Annotated in this window: 17 protein-coding genes and 1 tRNA gene; 8 read left to right on the forward strand and 10 right to left on the reverse strand. The window is 41.3% G+C overall.

Going from position 1 to position 23,503, the window contains the following annotated elements; translation table 11 throughout:
• Positions 1 to 7: 7 nt before the first annotated feature.
• On the reverse strand, positions 8 to 3,904 hold the full coding sequence (purL, locus tag DDU33_RS03300; RefSeq protein ID WP_108923141.1) for a phosphoribosylformylglycinamidine synthase: 3,897 nt from the start codon (positions 3,902 to 3,904) through the stop codon (positions 8 to 10).
• Positions 3,905 to 4,198: 294 nt separating this feature from the next.
• Between purL and DDU33_RS03305 the strand changes: the two genes are divergently transcribed.
• Entirely contained in the window at positions 4,199 to 4,834 is a 636-nt protein-coding gene (locus DDU33_RS03305) for a YagU family protein (protein ID WP_108923143.1), read from the forward strand.
• Positions 4,835 to 4,973: 139 nt separating this feature from the next.
• Here the strand turns inward: DDU33_RS03305 and glpK are convergent, their stop codons facing one another.
• Positions 4,974 to 6,485: a glycerol kinase GlpK gene (gene glpK, locus DDU33_RS03310; protein WP_108923145.1), complete on the reverse strand. Its 1,512-nt coding sequence runs from the start codon at positions 6,483 to 6,485 to the stop codon at positions 4,974 to 4,976.
• Between the two features lie 328 nt (positions 6,486 to 6,813).
• On the opposite strand from glpK, the gene DDU33_RS03315 reads away from it, so the two are divergent.
• Positions 6,814 to 7,557, forward strand: a complete 744-nt coding sequence (locus DDU33_RS03315; protein WP_108923147.1) for an MIP/aquaporin family protein — start codon at positions 6,814 to 6,816, stop codon at positions 7,555 to 7,557.
• Positions 7,558 to 7,752: 195 nt separating this feature from the next.
• Here the strand turns inward: DDU33_RS03315 and glpQ are convergent, their stop codons facing one another.
• The 3 genes from glpQ to glpT form a co-directional block, all read right to left on the reverse strand.
• Positions 7,753 to 8,832, reverse strand: coding sequence for a glycerophosphodiester phosphodiesterase (gene glpQ / locus DDU33_RS03320; protein ID WP_108923149.1), 1,080 nt, complete (start codon positions 8,830 to 8,832; stop codon positions 7,753 to 7,755).
• 23 nt (positions 8,833 to 8,855) lie between these two features.
• Entirely contained in the window at positions 8,856 to 9,767 is a 912-nt protein-coding gene (locus DDU33_RS03325; RefSeq protein WP_108923150.1) for a YncE family protein, read from the reverse strand.
• A 61-nt stretch (positions 9,768 to 9,828) separates the two neighbouring features.
• Positions 9,829 to 11,274, reverse strand: coding sequence for a glycerol-3-phosphate transporter (gene glpT / locus DDU33_RS03330; RefSeq protein ID WP_005819253.1), 1,446 nt, complete (start codon positions 11,272 to 11,274; stop codon positions 9,829 to 9,831).
• Between the two features lie 252 nt (positions 11,275 to 11,526).
• Here glpT and glpA point away from each other — a divergent pair, with 252 nt between their 5' ends.
• Genes glpA through glpC form a run of 3 tightly spaced genes read left to right on the forward strand, consistent with a single transcriptional unit; the run spans position 11,527 to position 15,738 of the window.
• The gene (glpA, locus tag DDU33_RS03335) at positions 11,527 to 13,191 is read left to right on the forward strand and encodes an anaerobic glycerol-3-phosphate dehydrogenase subunit A (RefSeq protein ID WP_208620303.1); all 1,665 of its coding nucleotides are present in this window, start codon (positions 11,527 to 11,529) and stop codon (positions 13,189 to 13,191) included.
• Complete coding sequence (gene glpB, locus DDU33_RS03340) at positions 13,181 to 14,467, forward strand: glycerol-3-phosphate dehydrogenase subunit GlpB (protein WP_108923154.1); 1,287 nt, start codon at positions 13,181 to 13,183, stop codon at positions 14,465 to 14,467. The genes glpA and glpB overlap by 11 nt, the downstream gene beginning before the upstream one ends.
• The gene (glpC, locus tag DDU33_RS03345; RefSeq protein WP_108923156.1) at positions 14,464 to 15,738 is read left to right on the forward strand and encodes an anaerobic glycerol-3-phosphate dehydrogenase subunit GlpC; all 1,275 of its coding nucleotides are present in this window, start codon (positions 14,464 to 14,466) and stop codon (positions 15,736 to 15,738) included. The genes glpB and glpC overlap by 4 nt, the downstream gene beginning before the upstream one ends.
• 72 nt (positions 15,739 to 15,810) lie before the next feature.
• Here glpC and aldA read toward each other — a convergent pair whose 3' ends face one another.
• Positions 15,811 to 17,253 (reverse strand): aldehyde dehydrogenase, encoded by a 1,443-nt coding sequence (gene aldA, locus DDU33_RS03350; protein ID WP_108923158.1) that lies wholly within the window; start codon positions 17,251 to 17,253, stop codon positions 15,811 to 15,813.
• 335 nt (positions 17,254 to 17,588) lie between these two features.
• Between aldA and DDU33_RS03355 the strand changes: the two genes are divergently transcribed.
• Positions 17,589 to 17,678: transfer RNA gene (locus DDU33_RS03355), tRNA-Ser, on the forward strand.
• A gap of 47 nt (positions 17,679 to 17,725) precedes the next feature.
• On the opposite strand, the gene DDU33_RS03360 is transcribed toward DDU33_RS03355, so the two are convergent.
• The 4 genes from DDU33_RS03360 to rfaD form a co-directional block, all read right to left on the reverse strand.
• Positions 17,726 to 18,274, reverse strand: a complete 549-nt coding sequence (locus DDU33_RS03360; protein ID WP_108923160.1) for an RBBP9/YdeN family alpha/beta hydrolase — start codon at positions 18,272 to 18,274, stop codon at positions 17,726 to 17,728.
• 79 nt (positions 18,275 to 18,353) lie between these two features.
• The gene (locus DDU33_RS03365) at positions 18,354 to 18,683 is read right to left on the reverse strand and encodes a DMT family transporter (protein ID WP_005818225.1); all 330 of its coding nucleotides are present in this window, start codon (positions 18,681 to 18,683) and stop codon (positions 18,354 to 18,356) included.
• Between the two features lie 86 nt (positions 18,684 to 18,769).
• Positions 18,770 to 19,261: a hemerythrin domain-containing protein gene (locus DDU33_RS03370; RefSeq protein WP_005818226.1), complete on the reverse strand. Its 492-nt coding sequence runs from the start codon at positions 19,259 to 19,261 to the stop codon at positions 18,770 to 18,772.
• Positions 19,262 to 19,425: 164 nt separating this feature from the next.
• Positions 19,426 to 20,352: an ADP-glyceromanno-heptose 6-epimerase gene (rfaD, locus tag DDU33_RS03375; RefSeq protein ID WP_108923162.1), complete on the reverse strand. Its 927-nt coding sequence runs from the start codon at positions 20,350 to 20,352 to the stop codon at positions 19,426 to 19,428.
• Between the two features lie 162 nt (positions 20,353 to 20,514).
• On the opposite strand from rfaD, the gene DDU33_RS03380 reads away from it, so the two are divergent.
• Together DDU33_RS03380 and DDU33_RS03385 are read left to right on the forward strand one after the other, a co-directional pair.
• The gene (locus DDU33_RS03380; RefSeq protein WP_108923164.1) at positions 20,515 to 22,593 is read left to right on the forward strand and encodes a TonB-dependent receptor domain-containing protein; all 2,079 of its coding nucleotides are present in this window, start codon (positions 20,515 to 20,517) and stop codon (positions 22,591 to 22,593) included.
• Positions 22,594 to 22,701: 108 nt separating this feature from the next.
• Positions 22,702 to 23,484, forward strand: a complete 783-nt coding sequence (locus DDU33_RS03385) for an alpha/beta hydrolase (RefSeq protein ID WP_244175335.1) — start codon at positions 22,702 to 22,704, stop codon at positions 23,482 to 23,484.
• Positions 23,485 to 23,503 lie beyond the last annotated feature (19 nt).

Here is a 23,503-nt window from a genome sequence, read left to right on the forward strand (position 1 = left end):
TTTTACATTATTGCAACACCACCCTCGCATTCCTAAAAATCCGCATCCAAGCCCCGTCTTCCGTCCAGTCTTCTGGATACCAAGAGTTGCTTACTGCGCGGTAAACACGTTCCGGGTGTGGCATCATAATAGCGACACGTCCGTCTAGGTTAGAAATGGCGGTAATGCCGTTTACTGAGCCGTTCGGGTTGGCTGGGTAAACTTCGGTTGGGTTGCCGTTATTGTCGATGTATTGGGCGATAACCAAGTTCTGTTTTTGTAAATTTTCAAGCTGATCTGACCGCTTAAATTCCACCTGCCCTTCACCGTGGGAAACGGCAATTGGCATATGCGAGCCAGCCATTCCGCTGAACCAGAGTGAGTTGGTGTCGTTGATTTTTACCAGTCCCACACGGGCTTCAAAGCGTTCGGACTTGTTACGCACGAAGCGTGGCCAGTTTTCTGTGCCAGGGATAATTTCCGCCAAGTTTGACACCATTTGGCAACCGTTACATACACCTAATGCAAGGGTATTCGGGTTGGCGAAGAATTGGCTGAATTGATCGCGTAGCATTGGGTTGAATAGGATCGATTTCGCCCAGCCGCCACCTGCACCGAGTACGTCGCCGTAAGAGAAGCCGCCGCACGCCACGAGAGCATTGAAGTCGGTGAGATTGCGTCTGCCAGCCATTAAGTCGCTCATATGCACATCAATCGCATTGAAGCCTGCACGGTCGAAGGCGGCTGCCATTTCGTAATGGCTGTTTACGCCCTGTTCACGCAAGATTGCCACTGTCGGTTTCACGCCACGGTTGATAAACGGTGCGGCAATATCTTCATTGACATCATAGGTTAAGAATGCGGATAAGCCTTTGTTATTTGGGCCTTTTTTGGTTTCAAATTCTTGATCGGCACATTCAGGATTGTCACGCAAGCGTTGCATTTGGTGTGTAAGTTCCGCCCAAATTCCACGCAATTCAGAGCGTTTTTCACTGAGTAATTTGCGTGTGCCACTGGTGATTTCAAACAGATCGCCTTCCGCTGCCGAGCCGATGTCTTTGGTAATGTGTAGCAAGTTGTGAGCTTTCAACACATCACGCACCGCATTTAAGTCGCTCTCTTTGATTTGAATAACCGCACCGAGTTCTTCGTTGAATAACACCGCTAAATCGTTGTCGCCTAATGCGGTGATGTGAGCCGATACGCCACAGTTTCCGGCAAACGCCATTTCTGCAAGGGTGGTGATTAAACCACCGTCCGAACGGTCGTGGTAAGCGAGTAATTTATCATCTGCGACTAAGGCTTGCATTGCGTTGAAGAAGTTTTTCAAGGTTTCCACATTCACGACATCAGCCGGTTTATCGCCAAGTTGTTTGTAAACCTGTGCTAACGCCGTTGCACCTAAGCGGTTTTTGCCTTCGCCTAAATCGAGTAACAATAAGCGAGTTGCACCTTTGTCAGTACGAAGTTGTGGAGTAACGGTTTTACGCACATCTTCCACGCGTGCGAAAGCTGAAATGACTAAAGAAAGCGGTGCGGTGACGGCCTTTTGCTCACCGTTCTCTTCCCAAGTGGTACGCATTGACATTGAGTCCTTGCCCACCGGAATGGTAATGCCTAGTGCAGGGCAAAGCTCTTCGCCCACCGCTTTCACCGCTTCATACAATCCTGCGTCTTCGCCTGCGTGACCTGCCGCTGACATCCAGTTTGCCGAGAGTTTAATGCGTTTAATATCACCGATATTGGTTGCGGCAATATTGGTAATACTTTCTGCTACCGCTAAGCGAGCAGATGCTCCGAAGTCAAGCAAGGCAACTGGTGCACGTTCGCCCATTGCCATTGCTTCGCCGTGGTAGCTGTCTAAACTTGCGGTAGTTACGGCACAGTCAGCAACAGGGATTTGCCACGGGCCGACCATCTGATCACGAGCCACCATTGCGGTTACCGAGCGGTCGCCGATGGTAATTAAGAAGGTTTTTTCTGCGACCACAGGTAAGCGTAACACACGGTGGAAGGCTTCTTTAAGCTGAATGTCTTCCTGTGCAAGCGGTGGGTTTTGAACGGTTTTTGACGAAACCTGACGGTGCATTTTCGGGGTTTTGCCGAGTAGCACGTTCATCGGTAAATCAATCGGGTTATTGTCAAAATGATCATCGTGCAGGGTTAAATGTTTCTCTTCCGTCGCTTCGCCGATCACCGCATAAGGCGCACGTTCACGTTGGCAAAGTGCTTCAAATAATGGCAATTTGTCGGCTGCAACCGCTAATACATAACGCTCTTGCGACTCGTTACACCAAATTTCAAGCGGTGACATTCCTTTTTCGTCACACAAAATTTTGCGTAAATCGAATTTACCGCCACGATCGCCATCGTGAACTAATTCCGGCATTGCGTTTGATAAACCGCCTGCGCCCACATCGTGAATAAATAAAATCGGGTTCTCATCGCCTAACTGCCAGCAACGGTCGATCACTTCTTGGCAACGGCGTTCCATTTCTGGATTTTCACGCTGAACGGAAGCAAAATCTAAATCTTCTTTAGATTTGCCAGACGCCATTGACGAAGCCGCACCGCCGCCTAAACCGATATTCATCGCAGGGCCACCAAGCACAATTAACTTCGCCCCAACAGGGATTTCGCCTTTTTGAACGTGTTCGGCACGAATATTACCGATACCGCCAGCGAGCATAATCGGTTTGTGATAACCACGCACTTCTTCTCCGCCAAAGCTGTTTACTTTTTCTTCATAAGTACGGAAATAGCCAAGCAACGCAGGGCGACCAAATTCATTGTTAAACGCAGCCCCACCAAGCGGACCTTCGATCATAATGTCTAACGCAGAAGCGATACGGTTCGGCTTAGAAAGCGGATTTTCCCACGGCTGTTCAAAGTTTGGGATTACCAAGTTAGACACAGAGAAGCCTGTCAAACCGGCTTTTGGTTTTGCCCCACGCCCTGTTGCCCCTTCATCACGGATCTCACCGCCTGAGCCTGTCGCTGCCCCTGGGAATGGCGAAATGGCTGTCGGGTGATTGTGGGTTTCTACTTTCATTAAAATATGTGCATCTTCTTGATGATAGCGATATTGCCCGTCCTGGTCTGGGAAGAAGCGACCTACGGTTGAACCTTCCATTACTGCCGCATTATCTTTATAGGCAGAAAGCACATAATCCGGGGTTTTCTCGAAGGTGTTTTTAATCATTTTGAACAGCGATTTCTCTTGTTTTTCGCCGTCAATCGTCCAGTCTGCGTTGAAAATTTTGTGGCGACAATGCTCGGAGTTCGCCTGTGCGAACATATAAAGCTCAATATCGTGAGGATTGCGGTTTAACGCCGTGAAATTTTCCACCAAATAATCAATTTCATCTTCCGCCAACGCCAAACCTAATTCCACGTTTGCTACTTCTAAGGCTTTGCGACCGCCGCTTAAAATATCTACTGTTGTGAACGGCTTCGGCTTGTGTTGGGCGAACAGTTGGCTCGCTTGGTTCTCATCGGTTAAAACGGTTTCTAACATACGGTCGTGCAACAAGCCTTTTAGGGTTGCCAACTCTGCTTCATTTAACGCTTGTTCAAACTCAAAATAGTACGCCAAACCACGCTCAATACGGTTTACTGCTTCTAGTCCACAGTTATGGGCAATATCTGTCGCTTTTGACGACCACGAAGAAATCGTGCCAACTCGTGGGGTAACAATCAAACAAAAGCCTGTTGGCTCGTGTTCCGCAAGGGTTGGACCATAATGCAACAGCTCTTGAATTTTTTGTGTTTCATCAGCTTCAAGCGGTCGATTTAACTCAACAAAATGCAAATACTCGGCATAGACCGATTTGACAGGCAGTTGATGTTGCTCGAATTTTTGTTGAAGTTGGTTTAAACGAAAGTCAGATAAGGCAGGTGAGCCACGAAAGGTTTGTACAGTCATTTGCATGTTCCGTATAAAAAATAAGAAAAATAACTTTGGCTATTATAACGGATAACGCAAACGTTTGCATTGGGAAATTATATCTGAAGAAATTCCTTATAAACTTCTTTTGATTGTTAATAAAAAGATAAAATTGTAAACAAAATATTTCTATTTGTTTAAATATACTTCTTTATTGGTATTTTTATTTGCGAATATGTTTAAACAAGCGTAGAATCCGACCGTCTTTGAGGGATAAGGCTCCATCAGGTCATTGTTTATTTTATTGATTATGTTTTTATAGAGGACATCATTATGAGTTTATTCTCAGAATCATCAAAACGTCGTTATGGCGTGGCGGTATTTGTTGGTATTGTTGCCGGCATTATTTCAGCATTCGTAAAATGGGGTGCAGAGCATCCGTTCCCACCACGTAGCCCAATTGATTTATTCACAGCTGCGTGTCCACAACCTGTATTGGATGCATTAAATTCAGGTGCATTAGCAATGAATGGTGCATTAGAACAATGTTCACGTGCAGTTTTAAACCCACCGGCAGTATTCTTACGTGATTACATCGGTATTGACCCTTATAACACAGTTGCATTCACTTTTGCAGATCACCCATTTAACTCAATCGGTGTAACACATATGATCTTCTCATTAGTGTTCGCAATTGGTTACTGTATCGTTGCTGAAATCTTCCCGAAAATTAAATTCTGGCAAGGTATCGGTGCAGGTATCATCGCAAATATCTGTGTTCACTACATCACATTCCCAGCGCTAGGTTTAACACCACCGGTTGCAGAATGGCCATTATATGAACACATTTCTGAATTAGTAGGGCATATCTTCTGGTTCTGGAGCATTGAGGTAATTCGCCGTGATTTACGTAACCGTATTACAGGTTTACCGGATGTTGATGAAGCAACACGTTATCCAAATGCGTAATGTTGTGATAAATTGATGAGAAAGCCGCAATATAAATTGCGGCTTTTTCTTTTGATTAAAGTCATAGATCAAGCGGTCAGATTTTGTCATTTATTTACACATTCCGACTGCTTGTCTATTTTAGGATATTAAGCGTAAATTATTCCGCATCCTCTTTTGCCCATTCAAGTGAACGTTTAACGGCTTTTTTCCAACCTTTATAACGGCGCTCACGTTTCTCTTCATTGTTATCTGGTAAGAATGTTTTTTCGACAATGGCTTTATCGCGTAGCTCTTCCAAATCTTTCCAGAAGCCGGTTGCTAAACCTGCTAAATATGCGGCACCTAAGGCAGTAACTTCACGTACAAGTGGTCGTTCTACATAAGTGTTGAGAATATCCGCTTGGAATTGCATTAAGAAGTTATTTGCCGTTGCACCACCATCTACACGTAATGCTTTAAGTTTTTCACCTGAATCGGATTGCATTGCTTCTAATACATCACGGGTTTGATAAGCGATAGACTCTAAGGTTGCACGCACGATGTGATTGCGATTTGCGCCACGAGATAAGCCAAAAATTGCACCTCGAGCGTATGGATCCCAATATGGTGCGCCTAAACCTGTGAAAGCTGGTACAACATAAACACCGTTACAATCAGGCACTTTGGTTGCAAAGTATTCTGAATCGAAACTATCGTGAACAATTTTTAATTCATCACGTAACCATTGAATAGAAGCACCTGCGATAAAAACAGAACCTTCTAATGCGTATTCAGGTTCGCCTTTGGCGTTACAAGCAATGGTAGTTAATAAACCATTTTTCGATTCAATCGCTTTATCACCCGTGTGGAGTAACATAAAGCAACCTGTACCATAAGTATTTTTCGCTTGACCGGCATTTACACATAAGTGGCCATAAAGAGCCGCTTGTTGGTCACCGGCGATACCCGCTACAGGAATACGGACGCCACCTTGTCCACCAATGTTCGTTTGACCATAAATTTCAGAGGAGTTACGAACTTCCGGTAGCATTGAACGTGGAACATTTAAAAGCTCAAGCATTTTGTCGTCCCACTGTTTGGTATGAATGTTAAATAACATGGTGCGTGAAGCATTGGTGTAATCTGTAACGTGTACACGACCTTGAGTTAATTTCCACACTAACCAAGTATCTACCGTACCGAATAGTAATTCGCCACGTTCTGCTTTTTCACGTGCGCCTTCAACATTATCTAAAATCCATTTAACTTTAGTGCCAGAGAAATAAGGGTCTACCACTAAACCCGTGGTTTTACGGATATATTCTTCATGTCCGTCGGCTTTAAGCTGATCAGTAATTGGCGAAGTACGGCGACATTGCCATACAATCGCGTTGTAAACAGGCTTGCCGGTTTCTTTTTCCCAAACGATGGTGGTCTCACGTTGGTTGGTAATCCCGATCCCTGCGATTTCATCAGGTTTAATTCCAGCTTTTGCGACGACTTCATTTAATACAGAACTTTGGCTAGACCAAATTTCCATTGGGTTGTGTTCTACCCAACCAGCTTTTGGGTAGTATTGAGTAAATTCACGTTGTGCGACTTCGACAATATTCGCATCTTTATCTAATAAAACGGCACGAGAACTCGTTGTTCCTTGGTCTAATGCAATGATATATTTTTTGTCAGACATGGTTATTTCCTTCTAAAAATTGGAATATGAACGGAAAATAATTTAAATGAACAAATTGCGTGAGCACCTTACTCTAAATATTTAATAAAAAAAATAACTATTTATTATTTTTTTGAAGCTGATCACAAAATTTCTGCAAGAAAAATAATTTTGTGATCTACATAACATTTTGGGAAAAATCTTATTGAACAAAAAATGAATATCTAGATAATGCTGAATCGCACTACTTTAAAAAAGTAGCTATATTAAAATGAACAAAATTGCTCAATGATTCATTCTAAATAATAAGAATGAGTTTATTATTTTTTATTCATTAGGAGTAATACTCATGAATGCTTATCTTGCAGAATTTATTGGCACAGCCATTTTAATATTAATGGGTAATGGAGTGGTGGCGAATGTATGTTTAAATAAAACAAAAGGTCAGAGTTCGGGGTGGATTGTCATTACCACAGCTTGGGCTTTTGCGGTTTATGTGGGAGTGGTTATTGCGGGTCCTTATAGCGGGGCTCATTTTAACCCCGCCGTTACGATTGCGCTTGCAGTAAAAGGCGCTTTTGAATGGAACATGGTTGCTGGCTATATTGGTGCACAAATGGCGGGAGCGATTGTGGGCGCTTTATTAGTTTATCTTTCTTATAAAGACCACTTTGCCGTAACAGAAGAGGAAGGTTTAAAACGAGCGTGTTTCTGTACAGAACCTGCAATTAGAAACTATGGCAGCAATTTTATTAGTGAAGCGATTGCAACCTTTGTATTGCTCTTTGTTATTTTCTATATTACTGGCGCAGAAATTACAATGCCTGGGGCAACGGAAGCAACTCCGATTGGTTTAGGTTCTGTGGGTGCTATTCCTGTGGCAATTTTAATTTGGGCATTAGGTTTAAGTCTTGGTGGTACAACAGGTTATGCATTAAATCCAGCTCGTGACTTAGGTCCTCGTATCACGCTTGGCGTGTTACTTGGCGGTGTATTAAAAACACCTGCAGACTGGGGATATAGTTGGGTGCCAGTGTTAGGTCCGATTACAGGTGGTGTATTGGCAGCCATTGTTTATAATGCAATTATGTAAATGATTTTGAAATACTAAAGAAACCTTCGATAAAGCCTCAAGTAATATAAATTGCTTGAGGCTTTTTATTTAATAGTGCCGATTTAAAGCAAAATAAAAACCTCAAAATAATCTCTTTATTTGAGGTTTCTATTTTACAAGCGGTTAATTTTGTAAAAGAATTTCCATATTTAACCGCTTGTGATTCTTAAAAGTTTATTTTTTCTTTAAGAATTCAACACCCGTATCAGGGAAGTCAGTAAACACGCCTGTTGCACCTGCTTTATTTAATAAAGCATCGTACATTTCGTTTACATTGGTAAAGAACTCAGGTAGTGCGTCTTTGCGTACTGTGTACGGGTGAAGTTCCATCTTATATTGGGCTAACTCTTTAACTAATGGAGTGTAAACAATGTTGCCTACTTTTGATTTCTCTTTGTCGATCAACATATACCAACCTGGTCCAACACCGTCTGCGTATTTCGCTACTTCTGCCATCGCACCTGGTTTGAACATCCAGTCGTAGTTGTAATTTACCCATTTACCTGATTTGTCTTTTTCTTCCGTTTCGTGCCAGTCAGTGTAAGCCACTAATTGTACAAGTTTCACGTCCATACCAAGTTTTGGTAGCAATTCTGTTTTGATACGTTTTAACTCGTTGAAGTCAAAGGTTTGTAGATAAACAAGATCTGATTTTTGGTCATAACCATATTTTTTCAACACTTTTAAAGTTTCCAGTGCAATATCTTTACCTTCTTGGTGGTGTAACCAAGGGGCTTTGATTTCAGGGTAGATACCGATTTTTTTGCCGGTGGATTTTTCTAAACCTTGGATAAATTCAATTTCGTCTTCAAAGGTGTGAATTTTGAAATCAGATTTCCACATTGGGAAGCGGTTTGGATAGACTTGAACTTGTTTGCCATCTTCTACTTTGAAGTTTTCGGTCATTTCAAGGGTTTGGATTTCTTTTAAAGTGAAATCTGCCACATAATAGCGTCCATCTTTTCTCGCACGATTTGGGAATTTTTTCGCGACATCGGTTAAACCATCAAGGAAATGGTCGTGAATAACTACGAGGCGATTATCTTTGGTCATTGCAAGATCTTGCTCTAAATAATCCGCTTGTTGCCCAAACGCTAGAGCTTTACTCTCTAAAGTATGTTCTGGTAAATAACCACTTGCACCACGGTGAGCGATAATTAATTTATCTGATTGTGTTGCGACTGGGGTTGATGTTGAGCAACCTGCTAATACTGCTGTTGCGACTAAACCTAATGCAAATTTTGTGAGTTTCATTTTGTTTTCCTTCTTATAGTGAGCTATTTTTTACATCTTGGCGTCATATCGTAAAAATAGAGTTCACTAATTTCACGATCATAGCCAGGATAAAAGCCTTTTGGCATCCCTAATACAATTTGTTTGCCTCGGTTAGAATGGATAATCATCTGTTTTGTTGTTGGATTAACAACAAGTCCTTCAATTTCTCCATAATCTTTAACATCTGAAAGTTCTCGTTCTAATACAACTCGACCTTGATTATGTTTATCGGAAATTTCAACGCGATAGAGATGGTCGTGTTCTTTTTCATCTGCAGTACCATCATCTGCGGTTAAATAGAGTTTTCCTTCAAAGGCATAGATACCTTGGATCCATTGTGGAACAGGCTGTAGGTGGACTTTGCGTTTATACTTACCCGTGGTTAAATCGTATTCATAGAGATAACGTCCACTTTCTTCTCCAACCCAAGATGCCATCCACACACTATTATTTACAGTATCTACAGCAATACCTGAAACTTCTACTTGACCGGAATCTGGATTAAAATCAACAGAGCGTTTTAATGCGAGGGTATCGGGATCGTGGATAGCAATTTGAATATTCGTGCCTACCCCATCGGCAAACCATTCTGATGAGATGTAAAGTTCATTGTTATGAATATCAATATCTCCGATATGATTGGCTTCTTTTTGATAACCGATAAAAGGTTGCTTATTTTCAAATATCAATTTACCGTTTAAGTCATATTTAGCTAGGCTAGCACTGCCAGAAACATAGAGATATTTCCCATCTGTCGTAATACCTTGCCGCCCATTTACTTCCATTACTTTATTAAGTTTGTAAGTATATTCAGGTAGGGCCTCACGATATGGCATTTGACACATGTCATTTGCATATAGTGTTGATGTAGCAAGTAAGCACCCGATAGAAACTGCAAGTGTATTTAATTTCATTGAGTCCTCCTGTAGTTGAGATAAAAAAGGAAGATCGTTACATCTTCCTTTTTACAATTAACTATTTACCATAGCTATCTTCTAATTTCGCTTTATGCTTACCTTCTTCAAGCATTACGATAAGCATGAGCAATACCGCCAATACACCACCTGCGATCATGACATAGAAGCCACCATCCCAGCCGTAGTATTCCGCTGCCCAACCAACTACAGCAGAAGCGGCTACAGTACCACCTAAGTAACCAAATAAGCCTGTGAAACCAGCTGCTGTACCTGCTGCTTTTTTCGGTGCAAGTTCAAGCGCATGTAAGCCGATTAACATTACTGGGCCGTAGATTAAGAAACCGATCGTAGTCATTAAAATGAAGTCCATCAATTGGTATGGATTTTCATACCAAGGAAGCGTTGCGTATTGGGCTAATTCAGCTTCAGGTGTAGCAGGGTTCATCCACAATGCAACCACGGCTGCGGTGGTAAGGATCATAAAGATGAAGCCTGTTAAACCACGTTTACCTTTGAACAGTTTGTCAGATACCCAACCACAGAGTAATGTACCTGGAATGGCTGCTAATTCATAAATGATATAGGCAGAAGCAGTCCCTTTGATGTTAAAATGCTTCACTTCTCCTAAATAAACAGGTGACCATTTCAATACACCATAACGAATTAAATATACGAATACATTAGCAATAGCGATGTACCATAATAGTTTGTTTTTCAGTACATAAGTCACAAAGATTTCTTTGGCTTTTAACTCTTGTTCTGATTTTGCTTCATCATAGCCATCAGGGTAATCATTACGCCATTTTTCTATTGATGGCAAACCACAAGATTGTGGAGTATCGCGCATTACGATGAACACTAATACTGAAGCAATTAACGCTGCAATACCAGGGTAATATAAAGCTTCTTGCCAAATATCTTTGGCAGTGGCTTCAACTCCTGTACGAGTAAAGAAGAAATAACCAGCTAAGAATACCATCAAACCTGGCACCATACCGCCTACATTGTGGGCACAGTTCCAAATTGACACAATAGTTCCACGCTCTGATTTAGACCACCAGTGAACCATTGTTCGACCACATGGTGGCCAGCCCATACCTTGGAACCAACCGTTTAAGAAAATAAGTACCGACATTACCACAATACCCGAGGTTGCCCACGGTGCTAACCCCATTAAGGTCATTGTCATACCAGATAAGAACAGACCGAATGCTAAGAAAGTTCTTGGGTTAGAACGGTCTGAGAAAGAAGCCATAAAGAATTTTGATAAGCCATAGGCTAAGCCGAACCAAGCCCCAATACCGCCTAATTCAGCTTTATTGTATAAGCCTGCTTCAATCAAGCCTTTTTGCGCTAAATCGAAGTTACCACGCACAAAATAGTATGCGGCATAACCAAAGAAAATCCCTGCAAATACCTGCCAACGAAGACGGCGGTATGTAGGATCTATTTTATCTGCCGGAAGCTCCGCAATATGAGGAGCCGGTTTAAATGGACCAAACATAAAACACTCCAAATTTATTATTTTGATTAAGTTTCAAACTAATTTAATACTTTTATATATTAAATGCCGCTGCATAATATATGAAATAAAAATAGATGAAAGAAGATTTAATTATATTTGTGATCTGGTTCACAAAATAAAAAATCTTTTTTTTATTTTCTTGATGTAAATAATTGTGTTTTTTAAAATGTACGCAGTTTTAATTATATATTATTTATTGTGGGAGAGAGTGTTATGCCTATATCACCTCGAATGTATCAAAATGCGGCGGATTTTTCGCCGATAAGTACCGATGTCATTATTATCGGTGGTGGCGCAACGGGGGCAGGGATTGCTCGAGATTGTGCTTTGCGTGGTTTGGAGTGTGTGTTACTTGAACGCCGTGATATTGCAACGGGGGCAACAGGACGAAATCATGGTTTATTACATAGTGGTGCACGTTATGCAGTAAATGACCGAGAATCCGCAGAAGAATGTATCAAAGAAAATATGATTCTCAAGCAAATAGCCCGTCATTGTATTGATGATACAAAAGGGCTATTTATTACCTTACCGGAAGATGATTTAAATTTCCAAAAAACCTTTATTGATTCTTGTACTGCCTCAGGCATTGAAGCGGTCGCCATTGAGCCGGATCTTGCAAAATTTATGGAGCCATCGGTAAACCCCAATTTAGTTGGGGCAGTTGTAGTGCCGGACGGTTCGATCGACCCTTTCCGTTTAACCGCGTCAAATATGCTCGATGCGACTGAACACGGTGCGAAAGTCTTTACCTATTGCGAAGTCAAAGGGCTTATTCGTGAAGGCGGCAAAGTTATTGGTGTAAAAGTATTCGATCATAAAAACCAAGTTGAACGCCAATTTTTTGCGCCTGTGGTGGTAAATGCGGGCGGTATCTGGGGGCAAGGTATTGCAGAATATGCCGACCTCAAAATCAAAATGTTCCCGGCAAAAGGGGCATTACTCGTGATGGGACACCGTATCAATAATATGGTCATTAACCGTTGCCGCAAGCCAGCCGATGCCGATATTTTAGTGCCGGGCGATACCATTTGTGTGATCGGTACAACGTCTAGCCGAATTCCGTATGATCAAATTGATAATATGGAAGTGACGCCTGAAGAAGTGGATATCTTATTCCGTGAAGGGGAAAAACTCGCCCCAAGCCTTCGTCATACTCGTGTGTTAAGAGCCTATGCCGGCGTTCGCCCATTGGTTGCGACAGATGATGATCCTTCAGGTCGTAATGTTAGCCGTGGTATTGTGTTACTCGACCATGCGGAACGTGATGGTTTAGACGGTTTTATTACCATTACGGGCGGTAAGCTCATGACCTACCGTTTAATGGCGGAATGGGCGACTGACTTAGTTTGCAAAAAATTGAATAAATCCGACCGCTGTATCACGGCGGAACGCCCATTACCGGGCTCAAATGAAAGCCGTGAAGAAACCAGTCAAAAAATTATTTCACTCCCAAATACAATTCGCCATTCAGCGGTGTATCGCCACGGTTCTCGAGCATTACGTTTGCTTGAAAAAGAACGTTTAGATAAAACGCTGGTGTGTGAATGTGAAGCCGTAACAGCGGGTGAAGTTCGCTATGCTGTTGAAGAGCTGAATGTAAGCAATCTTGTGGACTTACGCCGCCGCACTCGTGTAGGTATGGGAACATGCCAAGCAGAGCTTTGTGCGTGCCGAGCGGCTGGCTTGATGAATCGCTTTAATGTTGCAACATCAACACAATCTATTACGCAATTAGCCTCCTTTATGGAAGAACGCTGGCGTGGTATTCAACCGATTATGTGGGGAGATGCAATGCGTGAAGCGGAGTTTACCAGTTGGATTTATTATGGATTGTTAGGCTTAAATGATGTTCAACAATCTGAATCAGAGGGAGTAAATAGCAATGAATTTTGATGTAGTCATTATTGGCGGCGGTCTAGCCGGGCTGACTTGTGGCATTGCATTACAAGAACAAGGAAAACGTTGTGCGATCATCAATAATGGGCAAGCAGCTATTGATTTTGCTTCAGGCTCAATGGATTTACTTTCCCAGCTTCCAAGCGGTCAAAAAGTTGAAAATGTTTACCAAGCATTAGATGAATTAAGCCAGCAAGCACCAGAACATCCTTATAGCTTGATTGGTAAAGAGCGTGTATTAGCCAAAGCACAGCAGTTTGAACAACTGGCGAAAAAATTGCGTTTAGATTTAATCGGTTCGACGGCACATAATCATACAAAAGTCACCCCATTGGGAGGTTTACGCCGTACGTGGTTATCGCCAAATAGCGTGCCGATGTTAGAGGACAATGCACCTTTTGCTCATCAGAAAATCGCCATTTTAGGGATTGAAGGTTACCACGACTTCCAACCACAGCTTTTAGCGGATAATTTGAAACGCCAACCGCAATTTTCGCATTGTGAACTGACGATCGATTATTTGAACATTCCGGAATTAGATTATTTGCGTGAAAATAGCCGTGAGTTCCGTAGTGTGAACATTGCACAATTATTAGAGCACAAATTATCGTTTAACGAATTAGTCCAAGAGATTAAACAAAAAGCAAAAGAGGCAGATGCCGTCTTCTTACCGGCATGTTTTGGGTTGGACGATCAAAGTTTCTTTAACGGACTAAAAGAAGCGACACGTTTATCATTATACGAATTACCAACGTTACCGCCTTCATTATTAGGTGGTCGCCAACGTAAACAACTTCGCCACTATTTTGAAAGTTTAGGTGGGTTGATGATCAACGGCGATAAAGCGTTAAGCGCAACCTTTGAAGCGGGTAAAGTGAAACACATCTTTACCTCATTGCACGAAGACGACCCAATTGGGGCTGAACATTTTGTCTTGGCTTCCGGATCGTTCTTTAGCAATGGTTTAGTAGGCGAATTTGAGCGTGTTTATGAACCCGTTTTTGAAGCGGATATTTTAAATAGCAAAACATTTGATAAATCAGACCGCTTAACATGGACACATAGCCGCTTCGCTTCGCCACAGCCTTATCAATCGGCAGGTGTTGTGATTAACGGAAGTTGCCAAGTCCAAAAAGCAGGCGAAACTATCGAGAATTTATATGCGGTAGGGAGCGTGATTGGCGGGTATAACGGTATTGAATTAGGTTGTGGATCGGGCGTTGCGATTGTGACAGCGCTAACCGTGGCAGAGCAAATAGGAGCAGCAAAATGAGTATTATGGATTTAATCAATAATGCGAAAAAAGAGATGCAAGAGCCTGTTTCGCATCAATATTTTGACCCGAGTTTTGAGAGCTGTTTAAAATGTACGGCGTGTACTGCTGTGTGTCCGGTTACCAAAGTTAATCCGTTCTACCCGGGGCCAAAACAGTCTGGACCGGACGGCGAACGTTTACGCTTAAAAAGCGAGAACTTCTATGATGAAGCATTGAAATACTGCTTAAACTGTAAGCGTTGTGAAGTGGCTTGCCCTTCAGATGTTAAAATTGGCGATATTATCGTGCGAGCCAGAAATTCGCATATGGATCGCCAAAATAAACCGCTTGTTCATAAATTCCGTGATGCGATTTTAAGTAATACTGACATTATGGGAACGATGAATACGCCATTAGCCCCAATTGTGAATACCATTACGGGCTTAAAAGCAACGAAGTTCTTGCTTGAAAAAACGATTGGTGTGAGTAAACATCGCCAATTACCAAAATATGCGTTTGGTACATTCCGCAATTGGTATAAGAAAAAAATGATGGCGGAGCAAGCCAAATATACCGATAAAATAGCTTACTACCACGGTTGTTATGTGAACTACAACAATCCACAGTTAGGTAAAGAAGTGATTGAGGTCTTTAATGCCTTAAATATCGGTGTGGTCTTGCTTGAAAAAGAGAAATGCTGTGGATTACCGTTAATGGTAAATAGCTTCCCTGAACGAGCGAAAAAAATTGCGCAATTTAATACCGATTACATTGGCAAAATGGTTGATGAAAACGGCTTAGATGTTATTGGCGAGGCGTCAAGTTGTACATTGAATTTACGAGACGAATATCATCATATTTTAGGTGTCGATAACGCTAAAGTACGCCCACATATTCATTTGGCAACGGTTTATCTCTATAAATTGTTACAACAAGGGAAAAAACTACCGCTTAAACCGCTCAATCTTAAAGTGGCTTATCATACCGCTTGCCATGTAGAAAAAGCCGGTTGGGCGCCTTATACCCTTGAAATTCTGAAACAGATCCCAGGGGTTGAAGTGGTGGTTCTACCGTCTCAATGTTGTGGTATTGCCGGTACATACGGCTTTAAAGCAGAAAACTATGAAAGCTCACAAGCCATTGGTAAAACACTCTTTGAAGCCATCAATGAAAGCGGCGCGGATTACGTGATTTCGGAATGTCAAACCTGTAAATGGCAGATCGATATGTCGAGCAATGTTACGTGCTTACATCCGTTTACGCTATTATCAATGGCGTTAGCGAAGTAATATTTCTCTTTTCTTTGCTCCCTCCGTTTACGGAGGGAGCTAGGCGAAGCCTTGAGGGAGGGAAAAGATCAATTACACCTTTTCATCATATTGCAAATAAACCACATGCGTTTGCAGATATTCTTCTAAACCATGTTTACCATCGGCACCCCCAATACCGGATTTACGCCAACCGGCGTGGAAGCCTTGCATTGCTTCAAAGTTCTCACGATTTACATAGGTTTCACCAAATTTTAAACGTGAAACAACTTTCATCGCTTTATTGATATTTTGTGTGTAAACGGAAGAGGTTAAGCCATATTCACAGTCATTTGCTAATGCAATCACTTCATCAACGGTATCAAAGGTTGCAACAGGGATAACCGGAGCAAAAATTTCAGAACGGAGAATATCCATACTGTTATCCACATTATCAATGACGGTTGGTTCAAAATAGTAGCCTTTGCCTTCCACCGCTTTACCACCTGTTAGCACTCGTCCACCGGCTTGAACCGCTGCTTGCACCATCGCTTGTGCATGATCTAAACCCTGTTTGTTTACCATTGGTCCCATATCAAGCGTTTCATCTTCTAATGGGTTACCGGAACGGACTTTTTGCATACGTTCTACCAATTTTGCCACAAACTGATCTTTTACTTCACGTTGAACATAAACTCGCTCTGCACAGTTACACACTTGCCCGGAGTTGATAACTCGAGAAGCAACAATCGCGTTGGCGGCTAAGTCTAAATCAGCATCGGCAAAGACAATGGCAGGCGCTTTACCGCCTAGCTCAAGATTAACCTTCGTGATGTTTTGGCTTGCTGCTTCCATTACTTTACGCCCTGCCGGTTCACTTCCTGTGAGAGAAATTAAGCCCACTTTAGGGTTAGCGGCAAGTTCGTTACCCACATCAGCACCTGAACCGTGAACGACGTTAAAGACCCCTTTCGGCAACCCGACACTATCTACCACTTCGGAGAACAACACGGCATTGATTGGCGAATCCACACTTGGTTTTAAGACAATTGTATTACCTGTTACTAACGCCGGTGCCATTTTGCGAGCGATAAGGAAGAATGGGAAGTTCCAAGGAAGAATACCGGTGGTTACGCCAATCGGTTTTTTGTATAAGAAAATATGTTCATTTGGGCGGTCGCTTTGGATAATTTCTCCCTCATAACGGCGAGCCCATTCCGCCATATAGTCAATATAATCGGCAGTGAAATTCACTTCAACACGTGCAAGCGGTAAGATTTTTCCCATTTCTGACGAAATGACTTTGGCAATTTCTTCGGCTCTTCCTCGGATACCCCCGGCAATTTTACGCAAATAGCCGGCACGTTGAATGGCTGGTAATGCTGCCCACGCATCTTGTGCTGCTTCTGCAGCATCAATCGCAGCCTGTGCATCGGCAACCGTACCTTTGGTAATCACACCGATGACTTCTTCTGTCGCCGGATTTAACACCTCAAAGGTTTTGCCGCTATTTGAAATCACAAATTCACCGTTAATGTACATTGGCAATGTTTTCATAGAATTCCCCTTATGGTTTTGGTTTATCAATTGGGTTGTTCTATTTATCCGCAAGAAACAGACAAATGCAATGCTTTTTGGATAATTGTTAAAAATTTGTGAAATAAATCACAAAATAGACCGCTTATAGAGAGAAATAAAGAAAAAGACATGCCCGATTTTGACAAAATAAGTAAAATTCGGGCGGTGAGTAAAATGAGAAAATATGAATTTAAGTCGTTAAGCTTTGGTTAAAAAATTTCCTAGATGAATAAAAAAAGCTCGATCGAATGAAGTTGCTCGGATTTTTATTTACGAGAAGGAAAATCTATATTATTATGTGGTCTATCAATCACGGAGGAATGGTCGAGTGGTTGAAGGCACCGGTCTTGAAAACCGGCGAGGGTTTACGCCCTCCGTGAGTTCGAATCTCACTTCCTCCGCCATTAAATTTAGAAACCCCGTTATCGAAAGGTAACGGGGTTTTGCTTTTCTAGCTTTTTCCTAATAAGTCTTTAATTAATGTGAGTACAATCGGTAGCTCGGTTACGCCTTCTCGATCACAAAAATGTTGCCCCGTAGGAAAACGAATGTAATCCGCCCCCAAGTGCTGGGCGAGTTGATCGCTAAAAGAATGTTTGACGATTTCATCATTCAGCGAGGCGATGACAAATGATTTTTCAGGTCGGTAAGCGGTTAAATTGGCATAGCAATTTGCAAATGGGTCAAGTTCAGGTAGGTTGGGTAATGGTTGGTAAAAGCCGGAAACAAAAATTGTGCCTTTCACTTTTTTTTGTTCTGTGGCAAGTAAATTCAGGGTTGCGATACAACCTAAACTGTGTCCGACTAAAATCGTCTCTTCGTCTAAGGTAATTTGTGCTTGATGATAGGCGAGCCACTCTTCAGGGCTGGGATTTTCAGGATTTGGCATAGAGAGGCGTTGGCAAGTAATCCCGAGCTTGGTTAATTCATTTTCTAACCACGGGAACCAATGTTTGTCGCCGTTCGCCATATAGCCGTGAGTGATATAAACTTGTGTCATTTTTCCTCCAAAAAGTAAGCGGTCTGATTTTGCCATATTTTTGCAAAAAAGGGCAGAAATCAAACCGCTTGAATGGGGTTTAGTGTGAATTCCCTGAAAAAAGATTGATGACCAATACGCCGCCGATAATCATCGCCATACCAATTACGCCGGCGAAATCGGGCTTTTGCCCAAAAGCGAAAAAGGCAACGAGCGCGGTAAGAACGATCCCAACGCCGGACCAAACCGCATAAACAATTCCGAGCGGGAGGGTTTTGGTAATAATCGAAAGCAGGTAAAGGGCAATCACGAATGCGCCGATAGCGACTATCGTAGGAAGGGGTTTGGTAAAACCTTCGCTAGCTTTAATGCAGTTTGAGCCAATGACTTCAATAACAATCGCAAAGCCTAATAAAATCCAAGGGTTCATATGTTTCTCCGAGTAAAATTTTATTTTACCGCATTCGTTTAAAATAAAAAAACGGCTGGAAGCACCAGCCGTAGAGGAAGTTGTTATTAAGGTTGCTCGCCTTTTAAGGCACGAGGAAAGAGAATTTCATTCTCTAAATGCACGTGTGCAACTAAATCCTCTGCAAAGGCTTTTGTACCTTGATATAGATTTAGCCAAGTGTTACAAGCACCTTCCGGTGCGGTAAAGTGATTTGTTAATTGTTGGATCTGAGCCAAATCGTTATTCGCCTCATCGTGTTCTGCTTCCATGACAGAAATTGGCGCGGCAGCCATAGGACCTCTTCCGCTTTTAATTAAAGGGAAGAGAATTTGCTCTTCTTTCATCATGTGATGCACTAAATCATCATAAATTTTGCGTAATAATGTCGCTAAACCTTTCGGACAAGCAGGACTATCTGCGTGGCGGCTTTCAACTTTTTCTGCCATTGCAATAAGTTCAGGGAGCTGGGTGCGATGTTTATCGTGAAAATTTGGCAAAATAAAATCGATGATTTGTCCGAGAGGGGCATCGTTAAAATGATGGGTTGGGTTTGACATGATATTGCTCCTATAAAATAACCAACTATTTTAGTCAGATTTTAAAGGGCTTATCTTTTTCTTCTATAATCAAAAAGGGGTAAGGATATGATTTGGGTCAAAAAGCGGTCGAAATTTTCACTTATTTTGCAAAGCAAGAAAAATTCCGACCGCTTGTAATGCGATTAGTGATTTAACCACGCCATATATTCTGCCGTACCTTCTGCCACGGTTTTAAATTTACCTTGATAACCGGCAGCTCGTAATGCGGTAAGATCCGCTTGAGTAAAGGTTTGATAGCGAGATTTTAAGTGATCCGGGAATGGGATCGTTTCAATTTCGCCTTTGCCGTGATATTTAATGACCGCTTCAGCCACTGCACGGAATGACTCTGCATTGCCAGTGCCAAGATTGAAAATACCCGAAATACCGTTTTGCCACGCCCAAATGTTTACTTGTGCGACATCGCCAACATAAACGAAATCACGTAGGAAGTTTTCTGAGCCGGCAAATAATTTTGGATTTTCGCCTTTTAAAATTTGGTTATTCAAATGGAAAGCGACACTTGCCATCGAACCTTTGTGCTGCTCACGTGGGCCATACACATTGAAGTATTTAAAGCCGCATACCGGTGATTCTGCTTCCGGTAAAATTTTACGGACATATTCATCAAATAAGAATTTTGAATAGCCGTAAGCATTTAATGGCGATTCAAATTCACGTTTTTCGATGAAATTGTCTGAACGACCACCGTAAGTTGCTGCACTTGAAGCATAGAAGAAGGGGATTTGGCGATCTAAACAAAAATGTAATAACTCTTTAGAGTATTCATAATTGTTGTGCATTAAGTATTTACCGTCCCATTCTGTTGTGGCAGAACAAGCTCCTTCATGGAAAACCGCATCAATGTCGCCAAAGTCATCACCGGCAATAATTGAGGCAATAAAATCTTCTTTATCGCAATAATCAGCAATGTCTAAATCCACTAGATTGATAAATTTTTCGCCATTTTTTAGGTTATCTACCACTAAAATATCTTTACGACCAATATCGTTTAAAGCCTTAACGATATTGCTCCCAATCATTCCAAAACCACCGGTTACGATAATCATATTGTATTCCTTTATATAAACTACAACTGTGGATATTATGCCACGTTTTGCAAAATTTTGCCTAATTTAACTTCTTATTATATTTTTTATATCTACATATTGAAATAAAAATTATTATCATTATAGTTGTATTGTGTTTTTTCATTAATCATGTGAGGTATTATGAAATTTATCGCTTATCCATTTTCTAAAGTGAGTTTAGCCTTTTGGGTTATGTATAGCTCTTCTGTCTTCGCTACAGAGAATGTATCAGAAATTGGAGGGGTTATCGTTACCGCATCAGGTTCAGCTCAGCAACTTAAAAATGCGCCAGCAAGTGTTACGGTAATTAATCAGCAACAATTAAAGAACCAACCAGCAACTAATTTAATCGACATGTTAAAAGATGTTCCAAGTGTTGCTATAAGTGGCAGTGGAGTCAATAAACAAGACATTGCGCTTCGTGGCTTGCCTGCAGATTACACGCTCATTTTGGTAGATGGTAAACGCCAAAATAGCCGTGAATCTCGCCCAAATGGAAATGGTGGTTTTGAGAGCGGATTTATTCCACCAATAGGCGCTATTTCTCGCATTGAAGTTGTGAGAGGACCAATGTCATCACTGTATGGTTCGGATGCGATGGGTGGCGTTGTTAATATTATAACTAAAGAAGCCAGTAAAGAATGGACTGGCGCATTCTCGTTAGGTGGAACATTGCAAGAAAATGATAATGCTGGAAGTGGCTATGATAGTAGCTTTTTTCTCTCTGGTCCTATCATTGCGAATAAATTAGGTGTTCAAGTTTATGGTGGGGGTAATTTCCGCCAAGAAGATAAATTTGTAGGTGGATTTAATAAAAACAATAATAAAAATATCAATACGAAATTAACATTCACCCCAACAGAAAAACAAACACTTATATTTGAAATGGGTAGAAATGTGCAGAAAAAATCTGAGACGGCAGGGAAATCTTTGGCATTACAAACCTGTCGGGCAGGTAGTTGCACACAAAATAGCAATGTAACAACAGTGGCAAGCCGTAATCATTGGAGCTTAAGTTATTTAGTCGATTGGGATATTTTGCGTTCAGAATTAAGTATTTATCAAGAAAAAGCACGCCGCCAATTAGAATATGTAACAGGCTATAACTCTCGACAACCTGAAATCACTAACACCGTAGTAGACGCTAAATTTATGTTGCCTATCCAAAAACATTTCTTAGTATTTGGTGGGCAATATCAACACGGAAAATTATCAGATGATTCGGTAAAAAGCGTAAATCAAGTAACAAATCCAAGAACAGGGGCTACCCGTTCAACAGCTAATTTTGCTTTAACCAATAACAAAGCCATTCAAAAATCGCTCTTCCTTGAAGATGAAATTACACTAACAGATAAGTTACTGCTTACCCTTGGTGCACGCTTGGATCATCACGAAAAATATGGCTCGCACTGGAATCCACGTGGTTATTTGGTCTACCATTTAACTGATAATTTGAGCTTAAAAGGCGGTGTTGCCAAAGCATTTAAAGTTCCAAGCATTCGAGAAGTCAGTGAAGGTTATGTGACTTCAACGCAAGCTGGAGTGGGTGTCATTTATGGTAATGCAAACCTCAAACCTGAAACCAGTGTGAATCAGGAAATGGGCTTTGTGTATGAAAATGCTCAAGGTTTTAATTTCAGCACAATGTTATTTAATACCGATTTTAAAAATAAATTAACCAGTTACGCTACAGGTGGCAGAGATCCAATCACAGGCGCAAATTTATATGTTTACGACAATGTGGGTAAAGCGAATATAAAAGGGGTAGAAATCACCTCAAAAATTCCGTTACACCAAAAAGTGGATTTAGATCTAACCTACACCTTCCAACATTCAAAACGTAAAACCGATGAAGATCGGTCAGCCTCTGGCTTATCTTTAAAAGGCTATCCACTAGATAATACGCCAAAGCATTCAGCGTCAGTTAAATTAACTTGGACTGCAACGGATAAACTCAATTTATACTCACGAGTCCACTATCAAGGTAAACAAATTTGGGCAAATCAACGTAATGGCGACAATAGAAATATCGCTCGTTACCGTTCAGCATATAGTACGGTTGATATTGGTGGAAATTACCAGTTCAATAAAAACGTGTTATTAAATCTTGCAATACTGAACGTAGGTAATGAACGTTCAGATAAAATTGATACTAATGGCGGCAACTGGGCGGTTGAAGATGGTCGCCGCTATTGGGCGAATATAAATATCTCCTTTTAATCAATAGAAAAGGCTATTTTTAACAGTCTATAACTTATGCTGAAATTTATTCTTATCTTTTCATTACTTTTTACTGGTTCGGTTGGGAAAACTCAACCGAATCAAAGTATGCCTACAATTTCAAATACAATGAATAAACAATTTAACATCTTGATCGAAGATTTTCATTTTGAGGGAAAAAATTATCGTATTTTTGTAGCAGCACCACGACAAAAAACAACGTCAAAATATAAAGTTTTATATCTGTTAGATGGCAATGCTCAATTTCCCTTAGCGGTCAATTTGCAAAATTTAGATAAAAATCTACCGCTTATAGTTGGTATCGGTTATCCATCAGACAAAGCCTATCCGATTGCCGAACGCACTCGGGATTACACACCTTTTGCCGACGGAAAAGCCTTTGAACAAGGTGGTGGAGCTGCCAATTTTCTACGTTTTATCACTCAAAAAATAAAGCCTTATATTGCCCAGCATTATGATATTGATTTAAACGAACAGCATTTCTTTGGGCATTCATTTGGCGGTCTATTTGGCTTGTATGTATTGTTTAACCAGCCTGATATTTTTCAGCACTATACCATCGCCAGCCCCTCATTATGGTGGGGAAATGGCGTGATTGTGCCTAAAACAGCCATAAAACTAAAAATAAAACCAAGCTATTTGCAAATTATCTTAGGGGAATATGAGGAAAACCCTGAACGTAACCCAAATATAACACTAGAACGACTCACGAGAATAAAAGAAAGGCAAGGTGTTTTTTCCACCCGACAATTTGCAGAATTATTACAAAAACAAGGCATAGAACCTCACTTCCAAATAATTAAACAAAAAGATCACGGTAATGTTATTGAAGAGGCGATTAAGAACGCCATAGAGCATATCCAACAATAAAAAACAAGCGGTCATATTT

Origin of the sequence: Actinobacillus porcitonsillarum (assembly GCF_003101015.1) — a bacterium.
GTDB classification, from domain to species: Bacteria; Pseudomonadota; Gammaproteobacteria; order Enterobacterales; family Pasteurellaceae; genus Haemophilus_A; species Haemophilus_A porcitonsillarum.